The following is a 25,262-nucleotide window of genomic DNA, read 5'->3' on the forward strand; positions in this document are numbered from 1 at the left end:
GGTGATCGGAAAGGGCACGGATGGGAGACGGCCTTCCTGTCGACCCTGTCCTGCCGGCTGAGTGAGCACATTCAGGGTTCCAGGGTGAGGACGGCTGCGGCGATTGACGTCATTCGATTCGGGCTGCGCCGGTCTTTGCGGAAGATCCGCCAGGACTTGAGGCGGGCTACACCCCGTTCCAGCGGTGCGCGCGCTGTCGAGAGCGCGCGGCCGACGGTCACCGCGGGGTTCGCGAAGGAGGTGGAGGAGGTGAACCAGTAGGCGGCTCCGATGTACGAGGCCACGGCGTCCGGAGCCACGGCTGCGCGGCCGATGCGCTCCAGGCTGAAGATGAGCAGGATCAGTCCGGCCGTGGCGACGGCCTCGGCCAGCCACCGGTGCCTGACATGGCGGTCGTGGGTGGAGAACGTCACCAGCGGCTTCGCGAACATGGCGTCGGCCAGAACTGCACCGCCGATTGCCCCGGCCACCTGCGCGGGAACGTACGCGGCGACCTCCCGCAGGGCGGGGCCGGTGTTGTCACGACGGCCGGTGAACCAGGCGGCGAGGGTGACGGGGTTGAAGTGCGCATCCGAGACCGGCCCGAGCGGCGTGATCAGCACGGCCAGGCCGAAGACGGTGGCGAGCGAGCGAGTTGGCCGGCGGCTGCACACCTACGTTGTCCGACAGCTCGGTGGCCTGGATGCCCGAGCCGACGACCACCTCCACCAGGAGCTCGGTCCCCAGAGCTTCGGCGGCGACGCGGCGGCCGAGCGGCGCACTCACGCACTCGCCCCGGCGGTCTGCGCGTTGCCAGGAACGTGGCGAACCGGTCCAGGACGCCGGGCAGCACCCAGTAGTCAGTAGTACACCCACGTGCCGCGGTGCTCGCGGTCGATGAGACCGGCCTGCCGCAGCAGCTTGAGGTGGTGGGAGATTGTCGGCTGGGGGAGCTCGAAAGCCGGGGGCGGCTCACAGACGCGCACCTCGCCGCTCTCCCCGCGCGAGGCGATCATCGACAGTAGCCGTAGCCGTAGCCGTACCGGGTCGCCCAGTGCCTTGAACGCCTTCGCCGGTTCCCCGGCGCGCTCCTCGTCCAGGGGGCGACAGTCAGCCCTTCGCAGCAGGCGGCGTCCTGACCGATCACCATAAACTCTTGTTTCGACATGCATCTATGTTGACGTCTTTCGATCCAAGGCGCAAGGTTGAATCAACGAACGTCAATACAAGCCGTTCCGGGGTACCGCCATGCCCCCTCACCCGGGAGTGAGTCATGAGCGAACAGTCCACCGACCTGCGCGAGACCGTCCGTCGGCGATACGCCGCGGCGGCCGTCCAGGTCACCGAAGGCGGCACCGCCTGTTGCGGGCCGCAGGCCGTCGAGGTCGACGAGAACTTCGGCGCCACCCTCTACGCCGCCGACGAACGCGACACCCTGCCCGCCGAGGCCGTGGCCGCCTCCCTCGGCTGCGGCAACCCCACCGCCGTCGCCGAACTCCGCGACGGCGAGCGCGTCCTCGACCTCGGCTCCGGAGGCGGCATCGACGTCCTGCTCTCCGCCCGCCGCGTCGGGCCCAGCGGCAAGGCGTACGGCCTGGACATGACCGACGAGATGCTCCAACTCGCCCTGGCCAACGCCGAGAAGGCGGGAGCGACGAACGTGGAGTTCCTGAGGGGCACCATCGAGGCCATCCCGCTGCCCGCGAACTCCATCGACGTGGTCATCTCCAACTGCGTGATCAACCTGTCCACCGACAAGCCGGCCGTCTTCGCCGAGACCTTCCGCGTGCTGAAGCCCGGCGGCCGGATCGGTGTCTCCGACGTCGTCGCCGACGACGCTCTCCCTCCGCAACAGCGTGCCGAACGCGGCGACTACGTCGGGTGCATCGCCGGCGCCCTCTCCTTCGCCGAGTACCGCCAGGGCCTGGAAGCCGCCGGATTCACCGAGGTCGAGATCACCCCGACCCACCCTGTCGCCGACCGTATGTACTCCGCGATCGTCCGCGCCGCCAAGCCGGGGACGGTGTGATGCCGGTCGCCCCGGCCCCCTAGTCCTGCCGGGCGCCGGGGGAGCGGGCCAACTGCCGGGGCGCGGTCGAACGGGCCCTCCCACCCCCACCGTTGGGAGGACTCATGTCGCTGCCGGGCGCCTGTCTGCCGCCGCTAGACGCTCGCCTTCGGTCTTGTGGCCGACGCGGCTGCGACGGCCACGGTCAAGGGGTCGCGGGCCGGGCGGTCGAGGAGGTCCGGGAGGTCGGTGGCGGTGCCGTCCAGGAAGCCGTGTCGGATGCCCGTGGCGATCGAGGCGAGCATGGGCGGCTGGAACGGCAACAGGCCCAGCGTCTCGTCGAGAAGCCTGCGCCGGTATTCGCCCAGGCTGATGGCATGGTGCGGGACCCCGAGCAGGTCGGCCACCTGTCCCGCCGTGATCGACGTACCGACGAGCTCGTGGACGCGTCCGCCGTGCCGTGTCGGACTCGCCGCAACGTTCGCCGCCGCATCGGCGAGATCCTCGCGCGCGACCGCGGCCATCGCGCCGTCCCCGAACGCGGACTCCACACCCTTGTCGGTCCATATCAGGAGCGCGCCGAAGAGTTCGGCGTAGATGCCGTTGCGCAGGATCGTCCACGGCAGTCCACTGGTTCGGACAAGGCGTTCGGTCGCACGGTGCGCGAGCGCGAAACCGAGATGGTCACCGGCACCGGTCAGGCTCGTGTAGACGACGTGCTGGACGCCGTCGCGGACGGCGGCGTCCAGCACCGCCGCGTGCCGCCCGACAACCTGGTCGTCCTCCGCGAAGCCGGCCGAGACCAGCACCAGGGTCGACACACCGGCGAGGTCGAGGCTCGCAGGGTCGTCGAAGTCGAGACGCCGCATGCCCTCGCCGGGTGTGCGGCTGCCGCCCGTCGCGACGACGCCGCGAGCGTGCAGCGCCGCAAGAATGGACGAGCCGAGGTTCCCGTTCGCTCCGGTCACCAGAATCATGTCAATCTCAATCTGCCGTCGTGGTTCTCATCAGTAACTACGATTGATCCTTGACCGCACGCCCACGGGCCACAAGGAGGCAGTCTGATGTCACTCACGCACACCGGAGTAACCACCACCCCCGCCGACCTCGATCCCTGCGGACGCGAGGACCACCCCGACTGCGGCATCCGCGACGTCCTGGACCGCATCGGGGACAAGTGGTCGGTACTCGTGATCGTTGAACTCGCGGGCGGACCACGCCGGTTCCGTGAACTGCAGCGCGCCATCGACGGCATCTCCCAGCGCATGCTCACCCTCACGGTACGAAGGCTCGAACGCGACGGCCTCGTACTGCGCACCGTGTACCCGACCGTCCCGGCACGGGTGGACTACCGCCTGACCGAGACCGGATCCGGCCTGACCCACCTGGTCAAGGAGCTCGCCGACTGGTCCCTTGCCCACCGCGCCGGCATCGCCGAGGCACGACACGCGTACGACCGGACCCACCCCGACCACGACATCCGCTGACGGCAGCGGGTTGGGTACGAGGGCGGCGAGGGGTTCCTGCACGTAGCTCGGGCTGGATAAAATATACAGACCGGTCTATTATCTCTCCATGGGTGTCAAGGGTGAGGAAACGCGGTCCCGGCTGATCGCCGCCACGCGCACGTTGATCGAGGCGCAGGGCTACTTCGGTACGGGGCTGAACCAGGTGCTGACCGAGAGCGGTGCGCCGCGAGGCTCCCTGTACTTCCACTTCCCTTCAGGCAAGGACCAATTGGTGACCGCGGCCTTGACCGAGAGTGGCCAGGAGGTCGGTGACCTGATCGAATCACTCAGCGTCGGCCGGCTCTCCGCAGTGGGGATCGTCCGGCAGTTGATCGAGGTCTTCGCCGACCGGATGGAGCGATCCGACTACGGTATGGGCTGCCCTCTGGCGACCGTGGCGCTCGAAGTCGCCCGTGGCAACGAGGAGCTGCGGCTCGTCTGTGCTGAGGCGTACGAGCGATGGCAGGGAGCGCTGGCCGACCGGTTGGTCGACGAAGGACTCACCCGTTCCGCGGCACAGGCGGCCGCCGGTGCGGTGCTCGCGCAGGTCGAAGGGGCATTGCTGCTTGCCCGTGTGCATCACAGTCGAGTGCATCTCGATCAGGCCGCGCGGGCTGTGGAGTTGTTGCTCGCGCACTGATCTAGATGGTTCACAGGCGGGGCGCACCCGCATTGGTGGGCGTTCAGGTTGATCGGTGGCCCGCCTGCCCGTTCGCGGCTTCGGAGGTGTCGGCCGCCCTTGCAGGGCCAGAAAATATACAGATGGGTCTACATATAAGGGGAGTTGATGAGTTCCACCACTCGTCACAGTGAGGGAATCGCCGGCTCGCGGGCAGCGCACAGCTTGGTCGTCGGGGCCAATGGTTTCGTAGGGCGTTGGCTTGTGCTCGAACTCCTCACGCGAGGAGTGCCGGTCGCCGCCGCAGTGCGCGACGGGGGCCGGGGCGCCAACGGATTGCGTCAGTGGCTGCGCGGCCACGGTGTCGACGACAGTGCCATGGTCACAGTGACCTCCGACATCACCAGGCCGGATCTCGGTTTCGGCCCGGCCGACGAGGCTCTGCTCGGCGAGGTCCGCGACGTGTTCAACGTTGCCGCGCTCTACCGGTTCGGTCTCTCCGCCGAGGATGCGCGATCGGCGAATGCGGACGGAGCGCTGCATGTGCTGCAATGGACAGCAACTCGCCCCTCTTTGCGCAGACTTGTCCATCTGTCAGGCTATCGGGTGGGCCGCAGCAATCACCCGCGATTCCCGCTGCCGCCTGATGAATCTCGGGCCCTCTACGCGCGGTTGGGCGCGTACGAGGCATCCAAGGCTGAGGGCGACGCGGCCGTGCGTGTGACTGCACCGCGGCTTGGCGTACCCCTCACGGTGGTCAATCCCAGCACCGTGATCGGGCACTCGGCCACCGGAGAGGCGGCGCAGTACATCGGTCTCGCCGGTCTCGTCGAGCAGTTGTGGAAAGGCCGGCTGCCCGCCCTGGTCGGCAGCCGACGCACCTACATACCGGTCGTGGCGATCGATTACCTGGCCCGATTCATGGCGGCCGTGCCTGAGCGCGACGAGGGTCCCATCCGTCTCCACACCGTTCTCGATTCGACGACGCCCTGTCTGCCGGACCTGGTCGCCCTCCTGGCCGACCACTTGGACGTCAGAGCCCCGCGGCTGCGGCTCCCCGTCGGCCTTGTGCGACGGCTGCCTCGCGCGCTCACCGCGGTGGACCCGGAAACGCTCTCATTCCTCTCCGAGGATCGCTACGACACCAGCTCCGCCGACCAGTTGGCCCGTGCGGCAGGCTTGCGGCACCCACCGGTGGACGAGACGCTCCGACGCTGGGCGTCCCGCCTCGTCTGCGACCGCTTCGGCGCTGCCACGACCGAGGTGTAGGCGGCCGGGGCGGCAGCCCACTCGGCAGGGTCCCGACCGTCCCTCCAACCCACGGCTGGTCACAGCTCTAGCCGGCATGGTCTGCGGACGTGTGTTCCAGGATCGCCGGGACGATCGTCGGCCAGTCGGCCTGCTCGACCCCGTGGCCGGCGTTGGGCAGAGCCAATAGCGTGCTGTCGGGGATCTGTTGTGCGAGAGCCTCACCATGCCCGAGCGGGAACATCGGATCGGCGGTGCCGTGGATCACCAGCGTGGGCACGGCGATCGAGGACAGGGGAGCCTGGGGGAGTGCACCGTCCGCCAGTACGTCGTGGTTACGGGCCGCGGCGAAGTCGTGCGCGCGCTCGACGTCGCGACGGACAAGGCTACGGGCAGCGGTCTCATCGAAGGGGCGGCGCCCTCCTGCGAGCATGACCGCGTAGGCCACCAGGTATTCGATCACCGATTCGGCATCCGACCACTCAACCTGCGCGGATGAGACGAAGCGCATGAACTCCTCGGTCGGCGGAGGCAGTTCGCGGTCGCCGGGCACAGCGGAGGACGTGCTGATCAGGACGAGGGAGAGCACGCGATCGGCGTGTTCGAGCGCGAGCAGTTGCGCGAACGCCCCTCCGGCCGAGACACCCACGACGTGAGCAGCTGAGATCTCATAGGCGTCGAGGACGCGGGTGGCGTCACCGACCAGGTCCGATGCGGTGTACTCGGGACGGCCCGGCTCGTAGGTCACCGATCGCCCGGTGTCGCGGTGGTCGTACCGGATCACGAACCTCCCGCTCCCGGCGAGCATTCGGCAGAAGCCCTCCTCCCACCAGAGCATCGAAGCCCCCGTTCCCATGATGAGCAGAACGGGCGGATCCGACGGGCCGCCGAAGGACTCGGTGCACAGCTCAACGCCGTCCGCCTCAATCACGCACTCGGTCATCGCTGCGTCTCCTCTCCCGGCCGATTGTGCCCATACGCCGAGGCTTCCGGCCACGCGGAAACCCAGTCGAACTCCCTGTCGCCGACGGCGTGGGGGAGTGAGGGGCTCCACTGTTGCCGCCTGCTCCGAGAGCCGTTACCGCTGCCCCGGGCAACCGTGGGTTCCCGAGCGGGTGGCCCGCGCCGGTGTCCTGTGCCTACGGCGGGCCGGTGTCGCATGGCGCGACGTCCCCGCAGAGGCCGTGGGACGCTCCGAGGTGACGGTCCGGCGCCCGGCTCCGGGACTGGACGAGGGCGGCGTCCGGCCACGTCTGTACGTCCTCGCGCATGCCGCTGCTGGGCTCGGCCCCACCGATCCGGGGCCTGTGCGGACGGCCCCGCCGCAAGTCCCGGCGCCTGTACGCCGATCAGGGCTTCGACGTCGCCAAGTACCGCAGCCTGCCGTGGAAGCGCCGTAGCAAACCGTTGATCGCCCGATGCGGCGTCGCCCACGGCTCCGGGCCCGGCAAGGTCCGTCGGGTTGTCGGGCGCGCCGAGGCCGCTGCACCAGTTCGAATGACTCCGCATCCGCGGCGAACGACGCGTCGACCTCCACCAGGGCATGCTCCAACTCGCCCGCAACCACTGCTCGTCTCGGGATGAGGCGCACAAGCGGCGGAGGCAGATGGGGAGGTGAACCTGGCTACGGTTTGGAGGGCGCGGGCAGGGCGTCGATCTCGACCCGGAACCCGGAACCCGAATCCCGGCGTCCCACTTCTCCCGCTCCCACGCCTGAAGCCGGTCGAAGAGACGCCGGTCGCCGCCGACCTTCAGGGAGTCCACCGGAACACGGCCGTACAGGGCGAGGACGAACTCACTGGCCGTGCCGTGGAGGGAGGGGTCGGCCGCGTCCTCGACGGCAGGGGTGGCGGGCGTCGTGCCGGGTGTGGCGAGGCGGGTGATCCGTGCGCCGTCGGCGGAGAGCGAGAGGCGCCAGGAGCGGCCCCCGGGGGCGTGGAAGTCGACGGCAGCGGGCTTGTGCGGCCAGGCGCTTGTCGTTGCGCCGCCGCGGCGGGCGGGGCGGCATGGGGGCGCGCCCTCGGATGATGCGGCGCCGTCAGTCTGAAACGATCAGTTGGTCGACTGTCATGGCGCGGCGGACGCTCTCGCGGAGCAGAGTGCGACGCTGCTCGTGCAGTTCGGGGGGCTCCTGCGCGGTCGCCGCGTAGACATTGCTGACCGGTGACCAGGCCATGGACATGGCGATCACCATGGCCATCACGTCGAACGGGTCTCCCGGGCGCACCAGCCCGGCGGCCTGGGCCTCGGCGATGGCGCGCAGTTTGCGGTCGCCGAGGCGGTCGGGGTCGTCGACCAGATGGCCGGCCGGGCGTCGCTCCAGGCGCGCCCAGGTGGCCAGTCGGATGAGGTCGGGGCGGCGGAGATACTCGTCGTAGAGGCGAACGGCCCAGTCCGCGAGGTCGCCGGCGTCGATGGGGACGACATTCACGATCCGCTCCAGTGAGCCGAAGAAGATGGCGTCGAAGAGCCCGTCCTTGCTGCCGAAGTAGGCGTAGAGCTGCGCCTTGTTGGTGCGGGCGGCAGCCACGATCCGCTCGACGCGCGCTCCGGCGATCCCGTGCTCGGCGAACTCCTGGGTCGCCACATCGAGGATGCGCTGGTACGTCGCGGCTCCACGCGAGGTCAGGGGCTGATCGGCCATGCCCCGACCCTACCAAACAGAACAGTTGGTTTGCCTGGTGGGCCAGATGGCTCTACGGTGAAATAGACCAACCAGTCTGTCTGTGAGGAGTTGCCATGCGGAACACCGTTGGCTGGCAGGTGGAAGGTCCGTCGACGACATTGCGGCGGACCCCACTGGAACGGCGCGACCTGCGCCCCGACGACCTCGCGGTCCGGGTCGACTACTGCGGTGTCTGCCACACCGATCTGCACGCCGTCAGCGCCCGGGACGCAGGGGGAGGCCAACCCCTGGTGCCGGGGCACGAGTTCACGGGCGTGGTGACCGAGACAGGACCCGCGGTCAGCCGCTTCGCCGTCGGCGACCCGGTCGCGGTGGGCAACATCGTCGATTCGTGCGGCGAGTGCGCCATGTGCCGGGCAGGCCAGGAGAACTTCTGCCACACCTTCCCGACTCTGACCTATGACGGCATCGACCGGCACGACGGATCGGTCACACTGGGGGGCTTCTCCCGCGAGTACGTCGTCCGTGACGCCTTCGCCCACCCCCTTCCCCCAGGTCTGGATCCGGCCGCCGCCGCTCCGCTGCTCTGTGCCGGGATCACCGTCTGGGAACCGCTGCACGCCCTCGGTGTGGGTCCGGGAACGAGCGTCGCCGTGGCGGGACTTGGCGGCCTGGGCCATCTCGCGGTCAAGATCGCCGTGGCGCTCGGAGCCGACACCTCGGTGGTGAGCCGCTCAGCCGACAAGGCCGACGACGCTCGTCGTCTCGGCGCCCGGGGTCTCGTCGTCTCCACGGACCCGGAACAGATGGCTGCCGCCCGCGACCGTTTCGACGTCGTCATCGACACCATCTCCGCCCCGCACGACCTCGGGCCCTACCTGCGCCTGGTGGCCATGGACGGGACGCTCAGCCACCTCGGGTACCTAGGACCCGTCACCGTGGAGACCATCGACCTGCTGGTGGGGCGCAAGAAGCTCAGTTCTGCGGGCAGTGGCGGCAGGCTCGCGACCGCCGCCATGCTCGACTTCTGCGCCAAGCACGCCATCACCGCCGACATCGAACTGTTCCCCTCGGCACGTGTGAACGAGGCCCTCGACCGTCTCCGGCGCAACGACGTCCGCTACCGCTTCGTACTCGACATGTCCGACCTGGGCTGAACGGCGAGGCCAGGCACCGCGGTGCGACCGGGGGCTCGGGGGTCCGTACGCCCTGCTCGACGCAGGCCGCGACGGCCTTCTTCGCCAGCGCGTCCGCCACGGCCTCCCGCAACGAGGCGGCCCCGTCGGCGACGGACAGTTCACGCCCCGCGTGGCCCTCGGCCCAGCGGGCGGCGGCCGTTCAACCCGGAGAAGGAGAAGTCGTACGAGCCGGGCAGCGGGCGCGGGAAGGGGGCAGTGCGCGGATCCCCACGCGCGCTGCCCGGTCGATGGCCGGACCGCCGGGATACGGCAGCCCGAAGACCCGCGCGACCGCGCGACCTTGTCGAAGCACTCCCCGGCGGCGTCCGAGTGATGTGTACCCGGACCCGGACCCGGAGCGCGGGCCCCCGCCGTGCAATGTGCGCTCTGCCTCCCGCGCCACGGCATGGTCCTAGGACCAACGCCTGATCGGCGGGGGCCTTCTCCTGCTGTTAGCGTGCAGTTGCATATAGATGGCAATAACAAAGCCGAAGGATGTTGGACATGGCGGTTTACACGCTTCCGGAGCTCCCGTACGACTACGCGGCGCTCGAACCGGTCATCAACCCGCAGATCGTCGAGCTGCACCACGACAAGCACCACGCGGCGTATGTGAAGGGTGCGAACGACACCCTGGAGCAGCTCGCGGAGGCGCGCGACAAGGAGGCGTGGGGTTCGGTCAACGGGCTGGAGAAGAGCCTGGCCTTCCACCTCTCGGGCCACATCCTGCACTCGATCTACTGGCACAACATGAGCGGCGACGGCGGTGGCGAGCCGCTGGCCGCCGACGGTGTGGGCGAATTCGCGGACGCGATCGCCGAGTCGTTCGGCTCGTACGCCGGGTTCAAGGCCCAGCTCGCCAAGGCCGCCGCGACCACCCAGGGTTCGGGCTGGGGCGTCCTGGCGTACGAGCCGCTCAGCGGTCGGCTGATCGTCGAGCAGGTCTACGACCACCAGGGCAACGTCGGCCAGGGCTCCACCCCGATCCTGGTCTTCGACGCCTGGGAGCACGCCTTCTACTTGCAGTACAAGAACCAGAAGGTCGACTTCATCGACGCCATGTGGGCGGTTGTCAACTGGCAGGACGTGGCACGGCGTTACGCCGCCGCGAAGTCCCGCGCGGACGTGCTGCTGCTCGCCCCCTGAGGCCCAGCCCTTCGGGGCATGCACGAAGTGTCCTGCTCGTGATCGTCTTCTCAACCTTCATGCGGCAGGCGGCAAGAAGGAGGGCTCCCGCAAGGACGTGACTTGCGGGAGTCCTTTCCTCATCTGCGCTTCTCTTCAGCCATCGCCGACTTCAGCCATGGCCAGGCTTTCCCACTCGGCGGTGCGGTCGCACCAGCGGTGCTGGAGTACGCGGTCATGGCCGACGGCGATCAGACCGGCCCCCGTTTGGTGTCGCGGTACTCCGTGACGGCAGCGACGAGTACGGTCCAGCAGCGCCGTCATCGCGTCGCAGATCAACCGGCGTGCTCGCTACAGGGGTGGACACGGCCCCCAGGCCGCGGCCCCCAGACCATCGCGCGGGCGCGCCGCAACGGTCGGTGACCGTCGCTGTTGCTGCGTAGCACCCCGGCGTTCATCTCGCGGCGGCCAAGGCGAGCGATGCCACGGCCAGCAGGAAGTAGCCGCCTGGAAAGGCCATGTTGTGGTAGACCCGGGCGCGGAAGTGGGCACCCAGGGCGCCAACGAAGAACAGAACAAGTCCGATCGCGGCGGCGATGCCGATGAACCGCGCACCCAGGAGCCCCAGCAGTAGTCCGACAGCTCCGGCGGTCTTCAGCGCGGCAAGCGGGAAGAGCCAGGACTGCGGTAGGCCAACTTCAGCGGAGTTGGCGAGGACGAACTCGGCCCTTAAGAAGTCGGCGATGGCGATCCCGGCGTTGACCGTGATCGTGATGACAGTAACGACCACGTAGGCGGTGAACATGCGCAGGCCGCCCGCTCAGCCGACGCGACGGTGAGCGCCGAGGGCGTCGAGTGGTTGCGGCGTCGGGCGGCTCGGGTATCTGTTCATCTGCACGGGCATGGCAACTCCTCGTCGTCCCCGGTGCACGCGAGCCGTTGCCCGCTTGCCGCATCAGCCTCGACGGGCCCTGGACTGGCGTCCAATACCTGCGTCTATAACCTGACGGCATGGACGTCGACACCCGGTTGTTGCGCTACTTCATCGCCGTGGCGGAGGAGGGAAGCCTCACCCGCGCGGCGGATCGACTGTTCGTGTCCCAACCGGCGCTGACCAAGCAGGTCAAGCAACTGGAGAGCCAGCTGCGAGTGCGGCTGTTCACACGGTCCCGGGCCGGTATGGCACTCACGGAAGCGGGACGGACCCTGGCGGAGAGAGTGCCCGCCCTGCTGGCCGACTGGGACCGGATGCTGCGGGAGACAAAGAGCACGGCCGACCGGGCAGCCCACGTGCTGCGGGTCGGCTTCCTGGCCAGTGCCGCCAACGAGGCCACCCAACGCATCATCACGGAGTTCACCCGTCGTCAGCCTGGTTGGAGGGTCGACATGCGGCAGGCAGCGTGGTCGAACCCGACCGCCGGACTCATCGGCGGAGACGTGCATGCCGCCCTCCTGCGGCTGCCCTTCCCCGGCCAGGAGACCCTACGAGTGGAGGAGTTGTTCACCGAGCCTCGATGGGTCGCGCTCCCCGCGACCCACCCGCTCGCCACATGCGATCAGATCCCTTTCAGCGACCTGTGGGACGAGCCCTTCGTAGCAGCCCTGCCAGAATCAGGCTGGTGGCGGGACTATTGGCTGGCCACCGATGAACGCGACGGCCACCCGGTCCGCATCGGCGCCGTCACCGACCAACCCGACGAGTGGCTCAGCGCCATCGCCAATGGCTACGGCCTCGCCCTCGCCCCCGAATCGGCCGCCCGCTTCTACGCTCGCCCCGGCATCGTCTACCGGCCCGTCAGCGGCGTCAGCCCGAGCCGGGTCGGGGTCGCCTGGGCACCGGCCGACGACTCCGACCCCGTGGTCCAAGCCTTCGTACGCGCCTGTGTCGATCAGTGTGAGCAGACCACGGTGACCAGTGTGAAGGAGGCGTAGAAGGGGCGCCTTCGTACGTGGTCGAGGTTCCGTCCGGCATCATGCGAGCTGGGCCGAACGGATGCCCCGCGTGCCGGATCAGACGGCCGCGAGGGAGATTTCGGTCGACTTGATCAGGGCGACGACGGGGGAGCCCGTGGTGAGGCCGAGGTCGGTGACGGCGTCCTTGGTGATCGCGGACGTCAGTTCGCCACCCGGGACCGTGACCTTGACGGAGGCCATGGCGCCGCCCGTCGCGACGTCGGCGACCGTGCCGGGCAGCTGGTTGCGGATGGACAGACCCTCGACCGCGGCCGTGGCGAGCGAGACCTCCGTGGACTTGATCAGAGCGCGTACGGCCGAACCCTCGGCGAGGCCGAGTTCCTTGACGGCCTCCAGCGTGATCGCCGCAGTGAGGTCCTGGCCACCGTCGAGTCGGACCTTGACGGTCGCCATGACTTCGCCCGGAGTGACGGCCGTGACCGTGCCGGGCAGCTGATTGCGAATGCTCAGGCTCATGGGAGAACGCCTCACAGAATGGTGCGGATGTCAGGTTTTGGGCCTGCTGTGAGCCTCACCGTAGTCGCGCCGGACGCAGCCGCTCCCAGGCGCGTCGCATCCGCAAGGCGAATGACGGCCGGTGCCTGGCAGACCGTGGCCGCTGCCCCTCCGTATGTTTCCGTAGTCCTCCGTCGCGCCGGGTGCACAAGTACCTGCGCGGCCTTGACCGGCGTACCCGGGAGAGCTTGGTTCGGCTGCCGTGACCGGGGTGGATGAGACGGCTGCCTCCCAGACCCGTCAGTTGTGCATGCAGGGATGGGTGTGCCGCAAATGCAATGGACAAGTCTCCTTCTGCATCGCATGAGCCGGATGTTTGCCAAGTAGAGATGGGTATGTGCGTTTGTACGGGATCGTTGCCCGGGTACCGTCATTCGGGAGGTGATAGCCGGTGAGTCAGTCCCTTGTGGAATCGGTTGCCGATCCGGTGGCGGAGCTCGCCCTGACCGGCGACCTGGCGCGCCCGGCCCGTCTGACGGTGCCGGACCTGCTCGCCTGGCCCCAGCACCGCGTGCGGGTCAGCTTCGAGTGCGCCACCAGCGGCATCCAGCACCATCGCTTCGCGGGACCGCTGCTGCACGACGTGCTGTCCGACGCGGGTCCCGTCTTCGATCCCAGCCGCCGCAAGGACCGCCTGCGCTTCCTCATCGCGGTGTCCGGCATGGACGGTCACCACGCCCTCCTGTCCTGGGCCGAGATCGACCCCGACTTCGGCCGGGCCCCGGTGCTGCTCGCCGCCAGCATCGACGACACCCCGCTCGACCGGGCCGGCCCCCAACTGGTCCTGCCCCAGGACCGCTGCGGTGCCCGGCACATCAGCGGCATCAACGCGATACGGGTCGACGGTCGCTACACGTCCTGGACGTAGTTCTCCCGGCCGGCGGTCCGATGGCATCTGCGGATCCTGAGGAGGTCGGTGGTGGCTGCTCTGCTGGTGCAGCACGTACCGGTGGAGGGTCCCGTACGCGATCGGCGCGGTCCGCTGAGCCCTTCGGCTCAGTGACCGACGACCGCCAGGGTCTGGGCCCGCCTGAAATCCGTGACCCGGTATCCGCGTCACCGACGCCACGTTTCCGCGCAACTGATCAGTACACGTCCCGGGCGTACCGTCTGTCGGCGGCGAGCTGCTTGAGATACGCGGCTGCCCCGTCCTCGCCGAGACCGCCATGGGCGGTGACGACGTCGCGCAGGGCCCTGTCGACGTCCTTGGCCATACGGGAGGCATCGCCGCAGACGTAGAGGTGGGCGCCGTCCTGGAGCCAGGACCACAGCAACGGACCGTGCTCGCGGATCCGGTCCTGGACGTAGACCTTGGCCCGTTGGTCGCGGGAGAAGGCGGTGTCCAGGCGGGTGAGGGTGCCGTCGGAGAGGAAGTCGGTCAGCTGGTCCTCGTAGTAGAAGTCGGTGGCCCGGTGCTGTTCGCCGAAGAAGAGCCAGTTGGGCGCGCGGTGGCCGAGGGCGCGGCGCTCCTGGAGGAAGCCGATGAAGGGGGCGATCCCGGTGCCGGGGCCGATCATCACCATGGGGGTGGTGGGGTCGGCAGGCGGCCGGAATCTCGGCGAGGGCTGGACGAAGACCGGTACGGGTGTGCCAGGCGCGGCGTCGGCGAGGAAGGGCGAGCAGACCCCCTGGCGCGGTCGCCCGTCCGGATTCTCGTAGCGGACGACGGAGACCGTCAGCGAGACGACGTGAGGGTCGATGAGGGGGCTCGACGATATGGAGTACAGGCGGGGCTGGAGCGGAATCAGCACCTCGGCCCACTCCTGGGCCGTCGCGCGAACGGCGTGCTCGGCGACGACGTCGACGGCCTGGCGGCCCCAGGACCACTTGGCCAGTCCGTCCCTGTTGTCGGAGCGCAGCAGCTTCTTCAGTACACGGTCGTGGGTGCGTTCGGCGACGAAGCGCAGCAGGTCCGGGGTGATGCGGGTGATGTCCAGATGCCGGTGCAGGGCCTCGAGGAGGAGGACCTCACCGGTGCCGTTCAGATCCACGGCGGTCTCCGGGTGGAGGCCGGTGGTGGCCAGCCATTCGCTCACGACGTCCGGTGAGTTGACGGGGCGGACGCCGAGAGCGTCCCCGGCCTCGTACAGGAGCTGTGTCTCGCTGTCGCGGGTGTCGAAAGTGAAGCGGCGGACCTCCTTGCCCGCGCCGGGCAGGCTGAGCAACTGGTTGCCGGTCAGGCGGGCGGTGACGGGTGCCGGCCTTCTCGACCGGGGAGCGGAAGTAGTGGTCGGCGCGGGCGTCGAGTCCGTCTCCGGTGCGTCGGCCAGGGAGCTGAGGACCTGGTCGAGCCACGCCTTGGCCGAGGGCTCGAAGTCGGGCTCGCAGTCCGTACGCGGGGCCAGACGCACCGCGCCCAACTCGTCGAGGCGCCGGTCGAGACGGCGGCCGTGGCCGCAGAAGTCGTCGTAGGAGGAGTCGCCGAAAGCGAGGACCGCGTACCGCACACCGTCCAGGCGGGGCGTGTCGGGTGCCGTCAGGGCGGCCCAGAAGCCGGAGCCGTTGTCGGGGGCGTCGCCGTCGCCGAAGGTGCTGGTGATCAACAGGATGTCGGCGCCGGACGGCAGGTTCCCGGGCTCGGCGTCGTCCATGTCGATGAGGGTGGCCCTGTGCCCGTTGGTGATGAGCCGGTCGGCGACAGCCGCCGCGAACTCCTCGGCGTTGCCGGTCTGCGAGGCCCAGAGAACGACGACCTCCCGGACGGGGGAGGCGGGCGTCGCCGGGACGGCCCGTGAGTACATGCCGGCCAGCACACCGTTCACCCACAGCGCGTGTTCGGGGCTGAAGGGTGCGCCCGGCGGCAGCACCGGCACACCAGGAGCGCCTGATCCGATCCCGGCAAGGAACCCGATCAGGTACCGGCGCTCGTGCTCGGCCAGCACGGGCGGTGGGGCGGGCTCCAGCCCGAACAGGCCCACAGGCCCCGCTGGTGTGGTGGTCACACCCACAGGAGCCGGACCCACCGCCGGTGCTGGCCGAGCACGAGCGCCGGCCGAGACCGGTGGAAGTACCGCCACGGACACCGGAGTCGCCACCTTCGTCAGCGACACCGCGCACACCTTGAACTCCGGCTGGAAGGAGAGCGGGTCGACGGCGTCACTGGTGACGGCGTTGACGCTCAGGTACTCGCCGAACAGGTCGTTCCAGTGGAAGGGCGCGAAACAGCAGCCGAGCCGCACCCGGTCGGTCACCACGGCGGGCAGCACCGCCCGTCCGCGCCGCGAGGCGACCTCCACCGAGTCGCCGTCGGCGATGCCGAGCACGGCGGCGTCGCCGGGATGCAGTTCCACGAACGGCCCGGGGTTGAGCCTGTTGAGTTTGGCGACCTTGCCCGTTTTCGTGAGGGTGTGCCACTGGTGCTGCAAGCGCCCGGTGTTCAGGACGTACGGGTAGTCGTCGTCGGGCATCTCGGCGGCAGGGATGTGCGGACGGGCGTAGAACATCGCCCGGCCGCTAGCCGTGGGGAAGACCGGACCGGCGCCGTCCTCGTCCACATAGCGGATCGGGTTGCGGTCGGGCCCGTCGGCGCTCGCCGCCGGCCATTGCACGGGGGTGGACCGCAGTCGTTCGTAGGTCACGCCCCGCAGGTCGTAACCGGTTTTCGGGTTCCAGGCACGCTTGATCTCCTCGAAGACCTCTTCTGCGCTGTCGTACGAGAAACCCTTCTCGTACCCCATCTCACGGGCGACGGCGGCGATGATCCGCCAGTCCGCCATCGCCTCCCCGGGCGGCTCCACGGCGGGCTGCGCGAGGGTGAGGTTGCGCTCGCTGTTGATGAGGACGCCCTCGGTCTCGGTCCACAGCGCTCCGGGCAGCACGACATCCGCGTACGCGTTCGTCTCCGTCTCGGCGAAGACGTCCTGGGCGACGACGAACTCGGCCCTCTCCAGGGCCTCGATGACGGTCTTGCGGTTGGCCACGGACGCAACGGGGTTGGTGCAGATGATCCAGCAGGCCTTGATCTCCCCGTCGGCCATCTTCTGGAACATCTCAATCGTGCCCTGGCCGACCCCGTCCTTGCGGACCGTGCCCGGGGGCAGTTCCCACAGCTCCTCGACGAAGGCGCGCTCCTCGTCCACCAGCACCGAACGCTGGCCGGGCAGGCCCGGACCCATGTAGCCCATCTCCCGGCCGCCCATGGCATTGGGCTGGCCGGTCAGCGAGAACGGACCGCTGCCGGGGCGGCAGATGGCGCCCGTCGCCAGGTGCAGATTGACCAGGGCGTTGGTGTTCCAGGTGCCGTGCGTGGACTGGTTGAGGCCCATGGTCCAGCAGCTCATCCACTCCCCGGCCTCGCCGATGAGCCGGGCGGCCTCGCGGATGTCGTGCTCGGGGACGCCGGTGATCTCGGCGACGGTGGCGGGCGGATAGTCGGCCAGGAACTCCGGCAGTGCCTCCCAGCCCTCGGTGTGCGCGGCGATGAACCCGGCGTCGGTGTGTCCGTTCTCGTACAGCAGATGCAGCAGGCCGTTGAGCAGTGCCAGGTCCGTCCCGGGCCGGACCGGCAGGAACAGGTCCGCCTTGTCGGCGGTCGCGGTGCGGCGCGGGTCCACGACGATGAGCTTGGCGCCGCCCGACCTGACCCTGTCCATCATCCGCAGGAAGAGGATGGGGTGGCAGTCGGCCATGTTGGAGCCGATGACGAGGAAGACGTCCGCCTGCTCGAAATCCTGGTAGGAGCCGGGCGGGCCGTCCGCGCCGAGTGAAAGCTTGTAGCCGGTGCCCGCGCCGGCCATGCACAGCCGCGAGTTCGACTCGATCTGGTTGGTGCGTACGAAGCCCTTGGCCAGCTTGTTCGCCAGGTACTGGGCCTCCAGACTCAGCTGTCCGGAGACGTAGAAGGCGAAGGCGTCGGGCCCGTGCTCGTCGATCACCGCGCGCAGCCGCCGCGCCGTCTCGGCGATCGCGGTGTTCACCGGGGCGCCCTCGGCCTCCGCGCCGCGTTCGGCGCGCACCAGGGCGGTGGTCAGCCGTCCGGGGGCGGCGAGCATGTCGGCCGTGGTCGCCCCCTTGGTGCACAGGCGGCCGAAGTTGGCGGGGTGCGCCTTGTCGCCGGACGCCTTGAGGACCGTACGCCGCCCGTCGGGCCCCATCCCGACGTCGAGGACCATCCCGCAGCCCACACCGCAGTACGAGCAGACCGTCCGCACCTGAGTGGTGGTCGTGGTCACGGGCGGCCCCTCCAGGTGATCGGATCCTTCTTCCGCCGACGCTACGAAGTGCCCGTTGCGCCGGTGTCACGCCGTCCGATCGGCTTGGGTTACGCCCTCCACACAGCCGTGCTCCGGGGCATGTGAGGAGGTGGCCTGGCGCTCCGCAACGGCCGAACGGCTGGTCGGGGGAGTGGTTTCCGCCGTGATCAACGCGGTTGCCCCAACCAACCCGGTAATCCTACGGTGAGCAGCGTGACGGACGAATCCACACGCGCGGCACGGCTGCTGGACGCCCAGGCAAAAGCGGCGTTGCTGTTCGCCGAGATCGAGACGCGGAACCTGGTCACCGCGGGCGAGGGGGAACGCGCGGTCAGTGACCGGGTACGTGACCTGGCGAACGAGATGTTCGGGACCACACATTACTGGCACAAACGGATCGTGCGGTCCGGACCGAACACCCTCCTGCCCTACCGCGAGAACCCGCCGGACCGCGTCATCGACGCGGACGACATCGTCTTCGCCGACTTCGGGCCGATCTTCGAGGAGTTCGAGGCCGACTTCGGGCGGACCTTCGTACTCGGCGACGACCCCGTCAAGCACCGCCTGCGCGATGACCTGGCGACCGTCTTCGCGGCGGGACGCCGGGCCTTCGAAGCGGACCCGGACATCACCGGCAAGCAGCTCTACGACGAGGTCGAGCGGAGGGCGGCCGAAGCGGGCTGGCAGCTGGGCGGCTGGCATGCCGGCCACCTGGTGGGCGAGTTCCCGCCCGAGCACAACGACTGGGAGGACGTCGACTCCCACATCGTGCCCGCCAACGGCAAGCCGCTACGGCGCACGGACGAGGCGGGGCGACTCCTGCACTGGATCCTGGAGATCCATCTCGTCGACCTCGATCGGGGCTTCGGAGGCTTCTACGAGGAACTGCTGGACCTCTGACGCTCGTCGAGGGCGAGCCGTACCCGGTCGCGGGTGAGCGGGAGTTCCGTGAAGCGGACGCCCGTCGCGTCGCGCAGGGCGTTCGCGAAGGCCGGGGCGACCGGGTTGAAGGGGCTCTCGCTCATCGACTTGGCGCCGAGCGGCCCGATGGCGTCGGCGCTCTCCATGAAGTGGACTTCCGTGTGCGGGATGTCGGCGTACCGGGGGAGCCGGTAGCGGCGGAAGGCGGCCGTCTCGACCTCTCCGCGCTCGTCGACGCGTACGTTCTCCAAGAGCGTCGCGCCCGACGCCTGGGCGACACCGCCCTCGACCTGACCGCGGCACTGCATGGGGTACATCACCTTGCCCGCTTCGACGGCGTGCACACGGCGCAGGATGCGGATCTCGCCCATACCGGGATCGACGGCCACCCGAAACCACTGCGCGTTGAAGGCGACCGAGCGCGGGGTCCCACCGAAGTGACCATCGGCGGCGAACGACACACCCAGCGACCGGGCGGCCTCGTACAGCTCCTTCAACGTGAGCCGGCCGCCCGGGTGGATCACCGCGTCCTCCCGGAGTCGGCAGTCGGCGCGCGGTACCCGTAGGGGGCGGCGGCGAAGTCGAGGAGCATGTCCGCGAGGGCGCGAGAGGCGCGCAGGGTGGCCTTGCCCGCGACCACCACGCCCGCCGCCGAGCCCGCCTCCGCCGAAGGCGCGCTGCGGGCCTGCGGGCTTCCGGCCGAGGGCCCCTGCCGGGTGATCGTCGCCGCGACAGGAGCGCACGCGCGGGCGATCGACGTGCACGCTCGTCGACTTCACCCGCGCGATGACCGCGACGCCGACCGCGAGGTCCAACTCCTCGACCGCTTCCCGGGTCACGAGCGACACCACCCGGTGCGGCCGGGCCTGGATCTCCACCTGGGCCACGACATCGTCGACCGTCAGCGCCGTGACGATGCCCGTGAACGCGTTGTGCACCGAGATGGGCGGACCACTGTCAACGCTGCGTTCGTCCTCGGCCGCGCGCTCCTGCGTCAACCGCGCCAGTCCCGCGCCGTCGATCACCCGGTTCCCCGAACCGTCCCGCCCCATGGGCAGCCGACCCCCGTCCGCCCACCGCCGCACGGTCTCCGGACTCACCCGCAGCAGACGTGCGGGCCGCCCCACGCTGTACGACGACACACCGGAAGCCTGGTCGCGACGGAATCCGGAGCCCGTCGCGGCCTGTACAGATCGGCGAACAGCGTCGGCTTCGACCATGGTCGAAGCCGCCATCCTTGACGATCCGGACGCGTCGGCCCGCTTACCCCGTACCCTTCGTTGTGTCAACGGCGTCACATAGCGGGCGCCAAACCACTGGAGGCAACACCTCGTGCTGATTGCTCAGCGTCCGTCCCTGACCGAAGAGGTCGTCGACGAGTTCCGTTCCCGGTTCGTGATCGAGCCGCTGGAGCCGGGCTTCGGTTACACCCTTGGCAATTCCCTGCGTCGTACGCTCCTCTCCTCGATCCCGGGTGCGGCGGTCACGTCCATCCGCGTCGACGGTGTCCTGCACGAGTTCACCACCGTGCCGGGCGTCAAAGAGGACGTCACCGACCTGATCCTCAACATCAAGCAGCTGGTCGTCTCCTCGGAGCACGATGAGCCGGTCGTGATGTACCTGCGCAAGCAGGGGCCCGGTCTGGTCACCGCCGCCGACATCGCGCCCCCGGCCGGTGTCGAGGTGCACAACCCCGACCTCGTCCTCGCCACGCTCAATGGCAAGGGCAAGCTGGAGATGGAGCTGACCGTCGAGCGCGGTCGCGGCTACGTCTCCGCCGTTCAGAACAAGCAGGTGGGACAGGAGATCGGTCGTATTCCGGTCGACTCGATCTACTCGCCGGTTCTGAAGGTCACGTACAAGGTCGAGGCCACGCGTGTCGAGCAGCGGACCGACTTCGACAAGCTGATCGTCGACGTCGAGACCAAGCAGGCCATGCGTCCCCGTGACGCCATGGCGTCGGCCGGTAAGACCCTGGTCGAGCTGTTCGGGCTTGCCCGTGAGCTCAACATCGACGCCGAGGGCATCGACATGGGTCCGTCCCCGACGGACGCCGCCCTCGCCGCCGATCTGGTCATGCCGATCGAGGAGCTGGAGCTCACGGTCCGCTCCTACAACTGCCTCAAGCGTGAGGGCGTCCACTCCGTGGGCGAGCTCGTCGCCCGCTCCGAGGCCGACCTCCTCGACATTCGTAACTTCGGTGCGAAGTCCATCGACGAGGTCAAGGCGAAGCTGGCCGGCATGGGTCTGGGCCTCAAGGACAGCCCGCCCGGATTCGACCCGACCGCCGCTGCCGACGCCTTCGGCGCCGACAACGACGTGGACGCCGGTTTCGTGGAGACCGAGCAGTACTGAGCGCTGCGCCGAGCGCGAGGCTGAGCTACGGCCCAGGCCGCCCTCGGCCGCTGTGGTCCTGGCAGGTCGCTGCCAGGACCACTGCGGTGCGCGTCGGCTTCCGCTCGCCCACGGCCACCGCTTCCGTTCGAGGACGGTGAGTTCGCCGACTTCTCGCGTGCCGTGGCGGAAGCCAGCCAGGATCTCCGGAGGGTTTCCGGAACTCAACGGGGGGCGCTCCGTTGGCTACTGGAAATCGCAGCCGGGGTTGGGGGCGTCTTCGGAGAAGGGGGCGCCGTGCGGTAGTACGTAGAGGACGTCCAGGACCAGTGGGGTGGTCCCGAGATTGCGGCCGATGTGCACGTGGTCGGAACCGGAGGGTTCGGTGAGGGTGGCGCCGGCCTGGTAGGTGCCGTCGGGCGCGCAGTTGGAGTCGAAGTGGCTCAGGGTGCCTTCTTTGACGAGGCCGTACAAGGTTCCGTCGTGGTAGTGCCAGCCGGTGCTCTGGCCCGCCGGGACGGTGATCTCCCGCAGGATGTAGTCGGTGTCGCCGACGGTGGTCTGGGTGATCACTGTGCCGGTGACTCCCGGGCCGGGAGGCGTCGCGTAGGCGGGGCCTGCGACGAGTGAAAGGCAGAGGACTGCGGTTCCTGCAACTCCGGTACGGAGCACGTTGCCCATGGGGGGAAGTCCTTTCGGCGGGCTATGAATCGATCTTCCGACGAGAGTGTGTCGTACAAGTGCACGGGATTCCCGGAGTTCGTCGCATCGGACCAGAGGCTTTAACAAAGGCAGTTGGGGGTGTGCCCGTTGCTGGGATGCTCCTTGGAGTTCGCGTGGGCAGCGGAGTTGTACCCACTGGCCGGACGAATGCTGGAGACTGGGTCGATGTCCTACGATCCCGGCGGAGTCCTGTTCATAGCGCTCGGCATCGTATTTGCCGCCGCTGGACTTGTCTGGAAGGGGCGCGTCCTGCGGCCCCTCTCGGCAAAACGGTCCCAGGCGTCCGCGGCCAGGGACCAATCCCGGAATTTGCTGCGAGCCGCGGACATGGCGATCGCCGAGGCTCGCCGACGGGCCGCACGGGACGAACCGGCTGTCGTCACGGTCGGCGACGTGATCGGCGTGGCGCATCAGCACTACGGGCTCGTCTCGGTGGAGCGCGAACAGGCAGCGGCCGCCCTCCGCCGACGCTTCGAGGCCGCCCGGTGCCGGGTGGACTGCATGACGGACGCTTTCAACTGACTGTCCGCTTCGGTGCGCGGTGCCGCCTGGCGCGGACGGCTCGGAGCCCGCTTGGGTTGTACATAATCGATCGGATTGCCCACGGAGCGGGAGGTGAGCTTTACTCCCCGTGTGCCCGGCGGGGGGTCGGGCGCCTTGGAATGTCCCTGGGGGAGACATGACCTATTCCGCTCGCGTGGTTCGCGTAACGACAGGCGCGTCCGCGTCCGCTCTGGTCGCCGCACTCATGATGACGACTCTGCCGACGGCTCACGCCGCGCCTACGGCACCGACCACTGTGCGGCTGAGCGTGGCGGCGGACGGCACACAGGCCGACGCCTATGCCGACGGTGCCGTGATCAGCAGGGACGGTCGGGTGGCGGCGTTCGTGTCGTCCGCCTCGAACCTGGCCCCAGGCGACTCGCCGGGCTCGATGGACATATTCGTACGTCAGCTGCGTACCGGATCCCTGCAACGCGTCGCCCTGACCGGCCACCAGTTGGGCACGCCGTCGCTGAGCCGAACCGGCGGTCTCATTGCCTACACCGCCTACGACAACAGCACCGGGATGAGGAGCGCGTACGTTCAGGACCTGCGGAACGGCGCCGTCGAGCGGCTCGCCGCCCCGCCCGAGGACGACTTCGCGGCCGGTGCGGTCAGCACCCCCGTGCTCACTGCCAACGGCCGTCATGTCGCGTTCGTCGTGTACCGGCCGGCCGGCTCGACCGCGGACGAGGGATCACGGGTGTACGTGCGCGATCGGGTCACCGGTACGACCGAGCGGGTCAGCAGGCCCGACACCGAGCCCGAGGTGTACTACGCGGCAGGCCCGGCCATCAGCGACGACGGGCAGCGCGTCGCGTACACCTTCACCACGCCCATCCCCAAGGGGCCACATATCGGCCATGTGTTCCTTCAGGACCGCGCCGCCGACACGGAGCAGATCATCGACGTGGCGTACGACGGGACAACACCCCTGCGGGTCCTGAGCTCCCCGTCGATCAGCGGCGACGGCCGACGGGTCCTCTTCGAGAAGTTCAACGCCGGGCCCGTCACCCCCGACGACCGATCGAGCAACATGTTCGTGAGGGACGTGGAGTCCGGCACCACGATCGCGATCCCGGGCAACCCGGCCCGGCCCGGCACCCGCGGCGGCCAGCTGAGCGCCGACGGCCGCCATGTGGCGTACGAGCTGGACGCCGACGACCCGGCCGCCGAATCAGGCTGGGCCTGGCCGGTCGCGGTCCTCGACCTGACGACGGGGAAGTCCCGGCGGGTGAGTTCGGGCACGGACGGCGGGCCTGCGAACGGATCGCTCACCCGCGGGGCCGTCTCAGGCAACGGCCGGACCGTGGTCTTCAGCTCCATCGACACCGACCTCGTACCCGAGGACACCAACGCATTGAGCGACGTCTTCGCGCTCCGCCTCCGGTGACCGCGCCAAGCCCGCTGGGCCCACCTTCCCTTTCGCCGAGGCGGAGTTGACCGACGCGCGGCGGCACGGACTGCGGGTACGGCGGGGGATGGGGATGGGGATGGTCGGGGAGAAGGCTTCGTCGGTGGGGAAGGGCGGCTTCGCGTAGGGCGGTGGCGGCGGACTGGTAGGCGGTCGGGTCGGTGGAGCGGAGCCGGGCGTGTGTGCCGGGGATGAGCCGCTTCAGCTCCTACGTCCTGTCGTCACATTCCCGTCTGCAACGCGACGGGAATGTGACGACAGGACCTAGCCGGCGACGCCGATCGCGGCGCGCACGGCCTGCGGTGCGGCGGTCAGCTTGTGGCCGCCGACGTGCAGGTCGCCAGCGTCGGCGGTGATGAGGTGGAGAGGACCTTCACGGCGGTGGCCTTGCCGGCACCGTTCGGACCGAGCAGGGAGGAGACGGTGCCGGCCGGCGCCGTCAGGTCGATGCTGTAGAGGACCGTCTTGTCCCCGTCGGACTTGCGCAGTCCCTTGGCCACGATGGCCGGTGAGTGCGATGTCGTTGTCGTCGTGCCGCAGAGCTTGCGGGAGGGCGCAATCGGCGCGCTTTGAGGATGGTTTCAGCGCCCTGAAACCGGCGGCGGGGGGCCGCTCCCCCTGCCGGAGTGCTGGGCAACGTGCGGCACGTCGACGACGCTCCACCGCCGCCGCGCTCAAGTTGATCGCCAACAACAGCCTCACCGGTGCCGTCCTCGCGCTGTGCGCCTCACTGCGGCAGGAGACCGTCCTCGGCTTGCCCCGTACCGAGGTGCTGGTCGTCCTCGAACTCGGCCCGCTCGACGCCTCGTGGCCCGCAAACGCTCCTTCCGCACCGACCAACCGGTTTCTCTCACGGAGGAGTTCACGATGGGTGCGCCGACCAAGGACATGGCGCTGCTGGCCGCGGCGTCGAACATCCCTCTCGGCAGCGCAGCCGCCCTGGCCGACACTCCTGCCGCCCCCAAGAGGCCGATATCGCCGTTGCCGCCGCGGTCCCTGCTGTGGAGGACGCCGTGCTTGAACCACTCCGCGCCTGCATCCGCGGCCACGCCATCGGCGACCCCACCCACTTCCGCGGCGCGTTCCTGCCCACCGCCCACATCGAGGGAACCCGGGGCGGCGCTTTCGTCTCGTGGCCCCTAACCGGGTACTGCGCCCTCTTCCAGGGCGAACCGGCGTTGGATGAACCGACCCGCTCACGCCGCCTCGACGCCATCGCCGTCCACGGCACCGTCGCGACCGCGACCATGACGCTCCGGCACGGCGCGGACACCTGCACCGACGTCTTCCTGCTGGTCCACGTCGACGACAGTTGGCGCATCGCCAACAAGACGTATCACCGACACTTCTGAGAAACGGGGCAGCGATCCCCTGC

The 25,262-nt window shown here is 69.2% G+C and carries 20 protein-coding genes and 8 pseudogenes; 14 read left to right on the top strand and 14 right to left on the bottom strand.

Annotated features, from left to right (window positions below; genetic code table 11):
- Nucleotides 1-71: 71 nt before the first annotated feature.
- Nucleotides 72-653, bottom strand: coding sequence for an aquaporin (locus tag ACIPC1_RS12270; RefSeq protein WP_402515946.1), 582 nt, complete (start codon nt 651-653; stop codon nt 72-74).
- Between the two features lie 122 nt (nt 654-775).
- Nucleotides 776-1,147: pseudogene (locus tag ACIPC1_RS12275) on the bottom strand (ArsR/SmtB family transcription factor); the annotation flags it as partial.
- A gap of 105 nt (nt 1,148-1,252) precedes the next feature.
- Between ACIPC1_RS12275 and arsM the strand changes: the two are divergent.
- A complete protein-coding gene (arsM, locus tag ACIPC1_RS12280; protein WP_402515948.1) occupies nt 1,253-2,008 on the top strand; it encodes an arsenite methyltransferase in 756 nt (251 codons plus the stop codon).
- A gap of 134 nt (nt 2,009-2,142) precedes the next feature.
- Here the strand turns inward: arsM and ACIPC1_RS12285 are convergent, their stop codons facing one another.
- Nucleotides 2,143-2,964 (bottom strand): NAD(P)H-binding protein, encoded by an 822-nt coding sequence (locus ACIPC1_RS12285; RefSeq protein ID WP_402515950.1) that lies wholly within the window; start codon nt 2,962-2,964, stop codon nt 2,143-2,145.
- Nucleotides 2,965-3,051: 87 nt separating this feature from the next.
- Here ACIPC1_RS12285 and ACIPC1_RS12290 point away from each other — a divergent pair, with 87 nt between their 5' ends.
- The 3 genes from ACIPC1_RS12290 to ACIPC1_RS12300 all read left to right on the top strand — a co-directional run bounded on the left by ACIPC1_RS12290 (nt 3,052) and on the right by ACIPC1_RS12300 (nt 5,383).
- The gene (locus tag ACIPC1_RS12290; RefSeq protein ID WP_402515953.1) at nt 3,052-3,474 is read left to right on the top strand and encodes a winged helix-turn-helix transcriptional regulator; all 423 of its coding nucleotides are present in this window, start codon (nt 3,052-3,054) and stop codon (nt 3,472-3,474) included.
- 88 nt (nt 3,475-3,562) lie between these two features.
- A complete protein-coding gene (locus tag ACIPC1_RS12295; RefSeq protein WP_402515956.1) occupies nt 3,563-4,135 on the top strand; it encodes a TetR/AcrR family transcriptional regulator in 573 nt (190 codons plus the stop codon).
- Between the two features lie 147 nt (nt 4,136-4,282).
- Complete coding sequence (locus tag ACIPC1_RS12300) at nt 4,283-5,383, top strand: SDR family oxidoreductase (RefSeq protein WP_402515958.1); 1,101 nt, start codon at nt 4,283-4,285, stop codon at nt 5,381-5,383.
- Between the two features lie 67 nt (nt 5,384-5,450).
- On the opposite strand, the gene ACIPC1_RS12305 is transcribed toward ACIPC1_RS12300, so the two are convergent.
- Nucleotides 5,451-6,305, bottom strand: a complete 855-nt coding sequence (locus ACIPC1_RS12305) for an alpha/beta fold hydrolase (RefSeq protein ID WP_402515961.1) — start codon at nt 6,303-6,305, stop codon at nt 5,451-5,453.
- 110 nt (nt 6,306-6,415) lie between these two features.
- On the opposite strand from ACIPC1_RS12305, the pseudogene ACIPC1_RS12310 reads away from it, so the two are divergent.
- A pseudogene (locus tag ACIPC1_RS12310) lies at nt 6,416-6,860 on the top strand (hypothetical protein); the annotation flags it as partial.
- 233 nt (nt 6,861-7,093) lie between these two features.
- Here the strand turns inward: ACIPC1_RS12310 and ACIPC1_RS12315 are convergent.
- A pseudogene (locus ACIPC1_RS12315) lies at nt 7,094-7,321 on the bottom strand (hypothetical protein); the annotation flags it as partial.
- A gap of 79 nt (nt 7,322-7,400) precedes the next feature.
- Nucleotides 7,401-8,006, bottom strand: a complete 606-nt coding sequence (locus ACIPC1_RS12320) for a TetR family transcriptional regulator (protein WP_402515962.1) — start codon at nt 8,004-8,006, stop codon at nt 7,401-7,403.
- 95 nt (nt 8,007-8,101) lie between these two features.
- Between ACIPC1_RS12320 and ACIPC1_RS12325 the strand changes: the two genes are divergently transcribed.
- Nucleotides 8,102-9,145 (top strand): NAD(P)-dependent alcohol dehydrogenase, encoded by a 1,044-nt coding sequence (locus ACIPC1_RS12325; RefSeq protein WP_402515964.1) that lies wholly within the window; start codon nt 8,102-8,104, stop codon nt 9,143-9,145.
- A 40-nt stretch (nt 9,146-9,185) separates the two neighbouring features.
- Here ACIPC1_RS12325 and ACIPC1_RS12330 read toward each other — a convergent pair.
- Nucleotides 9,186-9,499 (bottom strand): annotated as a pseudogene (locus ACIPC1_RS12330) (tRNA (adenosine(37)-N6)-threonylcarbamoyltransferase complex transferase subunit TsaD); the annotation flags it as partial.
- Between the two features lie 171 nt (nt 9,500-9,670).
- Between ACIPC1_RS12330 and ACIPC1_RS12335 the strand changes: the two are divergent.
- Nucleotides 9,671-10,312 (top strand): superoxide dismutase, encoded by a 642-nt coding sequence (locus ACIPC1_RS12335; protein ID WP_402515966.1) that lies wholly within the window; start codon nt 9,671-9,673, stop codon nt 10,310-10,312.
- A 433-nt stretch (nt 10,313-10,745) separates the two neighbouring features.
- Here ACIPC1_RS12335 and ACIPC1_RS12340 read toward each other — a convergent pair whose 3' ends face one another.
- Entirely contained in the window at nt 10,746-11,096 is a 351-nt protein-coding gene (locus tag ACIPC1_RS12340; protein ID WP_402515969.1) for a DoxX family protein, read from the bottom strand.
- Nucleotides 11,097-11,302: 206 nt separating this feature from the next.
- Between ACIPC1_RS12340 and ACIPC1_RS12345 the strand changes: the two genes are divergently transcribed.
- Nucleotides 11,303-12,223 (top strand): LysR family transcriptional regulator, encoded by a 921-nt coding sequence (locus ACIPC1_RS12345; RefSeq protein ID WP_402515972.1) that lies wholly within the window; start codon nt 11,303-11,305, stop codon nt 12,221-12,223.
- Nucleotides 12,224-12,301: 78 nt separating this feature from the next.
- On the opposite strand, the gene ACIPC1_RS12350 is transcribed toward ACIPC1_RS12345, so the two are convergent.
- The gene (locus ACIPC1_RS12350) at nt 12,302-12,721 is read right to left on the bottom strand and encodes a molybdopterin-binding protein (RefSeq protein WP_402515974.1); all 420 of its coding nucleotides are present in this window, start codon (nt 12,719-12,721) and stop codon (nt 12,302-12,304) included.
- A 430-nt stretch (nt 12,722-13,151) separates the two neighbouring features.
- Between ACIPC1_RS12350 and ACIPC1_RS12355 the strand changes: the two genes are divergently transcribed.
- Nucleotides 13,152-13,628, top strand: coding sequence for a molybdopterin-dependent oxidoreductase (locus ACIPC1_RS12355; protein ID WP_402515977.1), 477 nt, complete (start codon nt 13,152-13,154; stop codon nt 13,626-13,628).
- A gap of 217 nt (nt 13,629-13,845) precedes the next feature.
- Here the strand turns inward: ACIPC1_RS12355 and ACIPC1_RS12360 are convergent, their stop codons facing one another.
- Complete coding sequence (locus ACIPC1_RS12360) at nt 13,846-17,871, bottom strand: molybdopterin-dependent oxidoreductase (protein WP_402516309.1); 4,026 nt, start codon at nt 17,869-17,871, stop codon at nt 13,846-13,848.
- Nucleotides 17,872-18,165: 294 nt separating this feature from the next.
- On the opposite strand from ACIPC1_RS12360, the gene ACIPC1_RS12365 reads away from it, so the two are divergent.
- Nucleotides 18,166-18,852, top strand: a complete 687-nt coding sequence (locus ACIPC1_RS12365; protein ID WP_402515980.1) for a M24 family metallopeptidase — start codon at nt 18,166-18,168, stop codon at nt 18,850-18,852.
- On the opposite strand, the pseudogene ACIPC1_RS12370 reads toward ACIPC1_RS12365, so the two are convergent.
- Nucleotides 18,828-19,519: pseudogene (locus ACIPC1_RS12370) on the bottom strand (xanthine dehydrogenase family protein molybdopterin-binding subunit); the annotation flags it as partial. The gene ACIPC1_RS12365 and the pseudogene ACIPC1_RS12370 sit on opposite strands and share 25 nt — an antisense overlap.
- Before the next feature lie 121 nt (nt 19,520-19,640).
- A pseudogene (locus ACIPC1_RS12375) lies at nt 19,641-20,108 on the bottom strand (molybdopterin-binding protein); the annotation flags it as partial.
- 97 nt (nt 20,109-20,205) lie between these two features.
- Here ACIPC1_RS12375 and ACIPC1_RS12380 point away from each other — a divergent pair.
- Nucleotides 20,206-21,228, top strand: a complete 1,023-nt coding sequence (locus tag ACIPC1_RS12380; protein WP_388680941.1) for a DNA-directed RNA polymerase subunit alpha — start codon at nt 20,206-20,208, stop codon at nt 21,226-21,228.
- A 225-nt stretch (nt 21,229-21,453) separates the two neighbouring features.
- On the opposite strand, the gene ACIPC1_RS12385 is transcribed toward ACIPC1_RS12380, so the two are convergent.
- Entirely contained in the window at nt 21,454-21,888 is a 435-nt protein-coding gene (locus tag ACIPC1_RS12385; protein WP_402515983.1) for a cupin domain-containing protein, read from the bottom strand.
- A gap of 351 nt (nt 21,889-22,239) precedes the next feature.
- Between ACIPC1_RS12385 and ACIPC1_RS12390 the strand changes: the two genes are divergently transcribed.
- Nucleotides 22,240-22,452: a hypothetical protein gene (locus ACIPC1_RS12390; protein ID WP_384388518.1), complete on the top strand. Its 213-nt coding sequence runs from the start codon at nt 22,240-22,242 to the stop codon at nt 22,450-22,452.
- 157 nt (nt 22,453-22,609) lie between these two features.
- Complete coding sequence (locus tag ACIPC1_RS12395) at nt 22,610-23,866, top strand: TolB family protein (RefSeq protein WP_402515985.1); 1,257 nt, start codon at nt 22,610-22,612, stop codon at nt 23,864-23,866.
- Between the two features lie 288 nt (nt 23,867-24,154).
- On the opposite strand, the pseudogene ACIPC1_RS12400 reads toward ACIPC1_RS12395, so the two are convergent.
- Nucleotides 24,155-24,447: pseudogene (locus ACIPC1_RS12400) on the bottom strand (ATP-binding cassette domain-containing protein); the annotation flags it as partial.
- A 69-nt stretch (nt 24,448-24,516) separates the two neighbouring features.
- Between ACIPC1_RS12400 and ACIPC1_RS12405 the strand changes: the two are divergent.
- Nucleotides 24,517-25,239, top strand: a pseudogene (locus tag ACIPC1_RS12405) (nuclear transport factor 2 family protein); the annotation flags it as partial.
- Between the last annotated feature and the right edge of the window lie 23 nt (nt 25,240-25,262).

It is taken from the genome of Streptomyces sp. NPDC087263 (genome assembly GCF_044744645.1).
Taxonomy (GTDB): domain Bacteria; phylum Actinomycetota; class Actinomycetes; order Streptomycetales; family Streptomycetaceae; genus Streptomyces.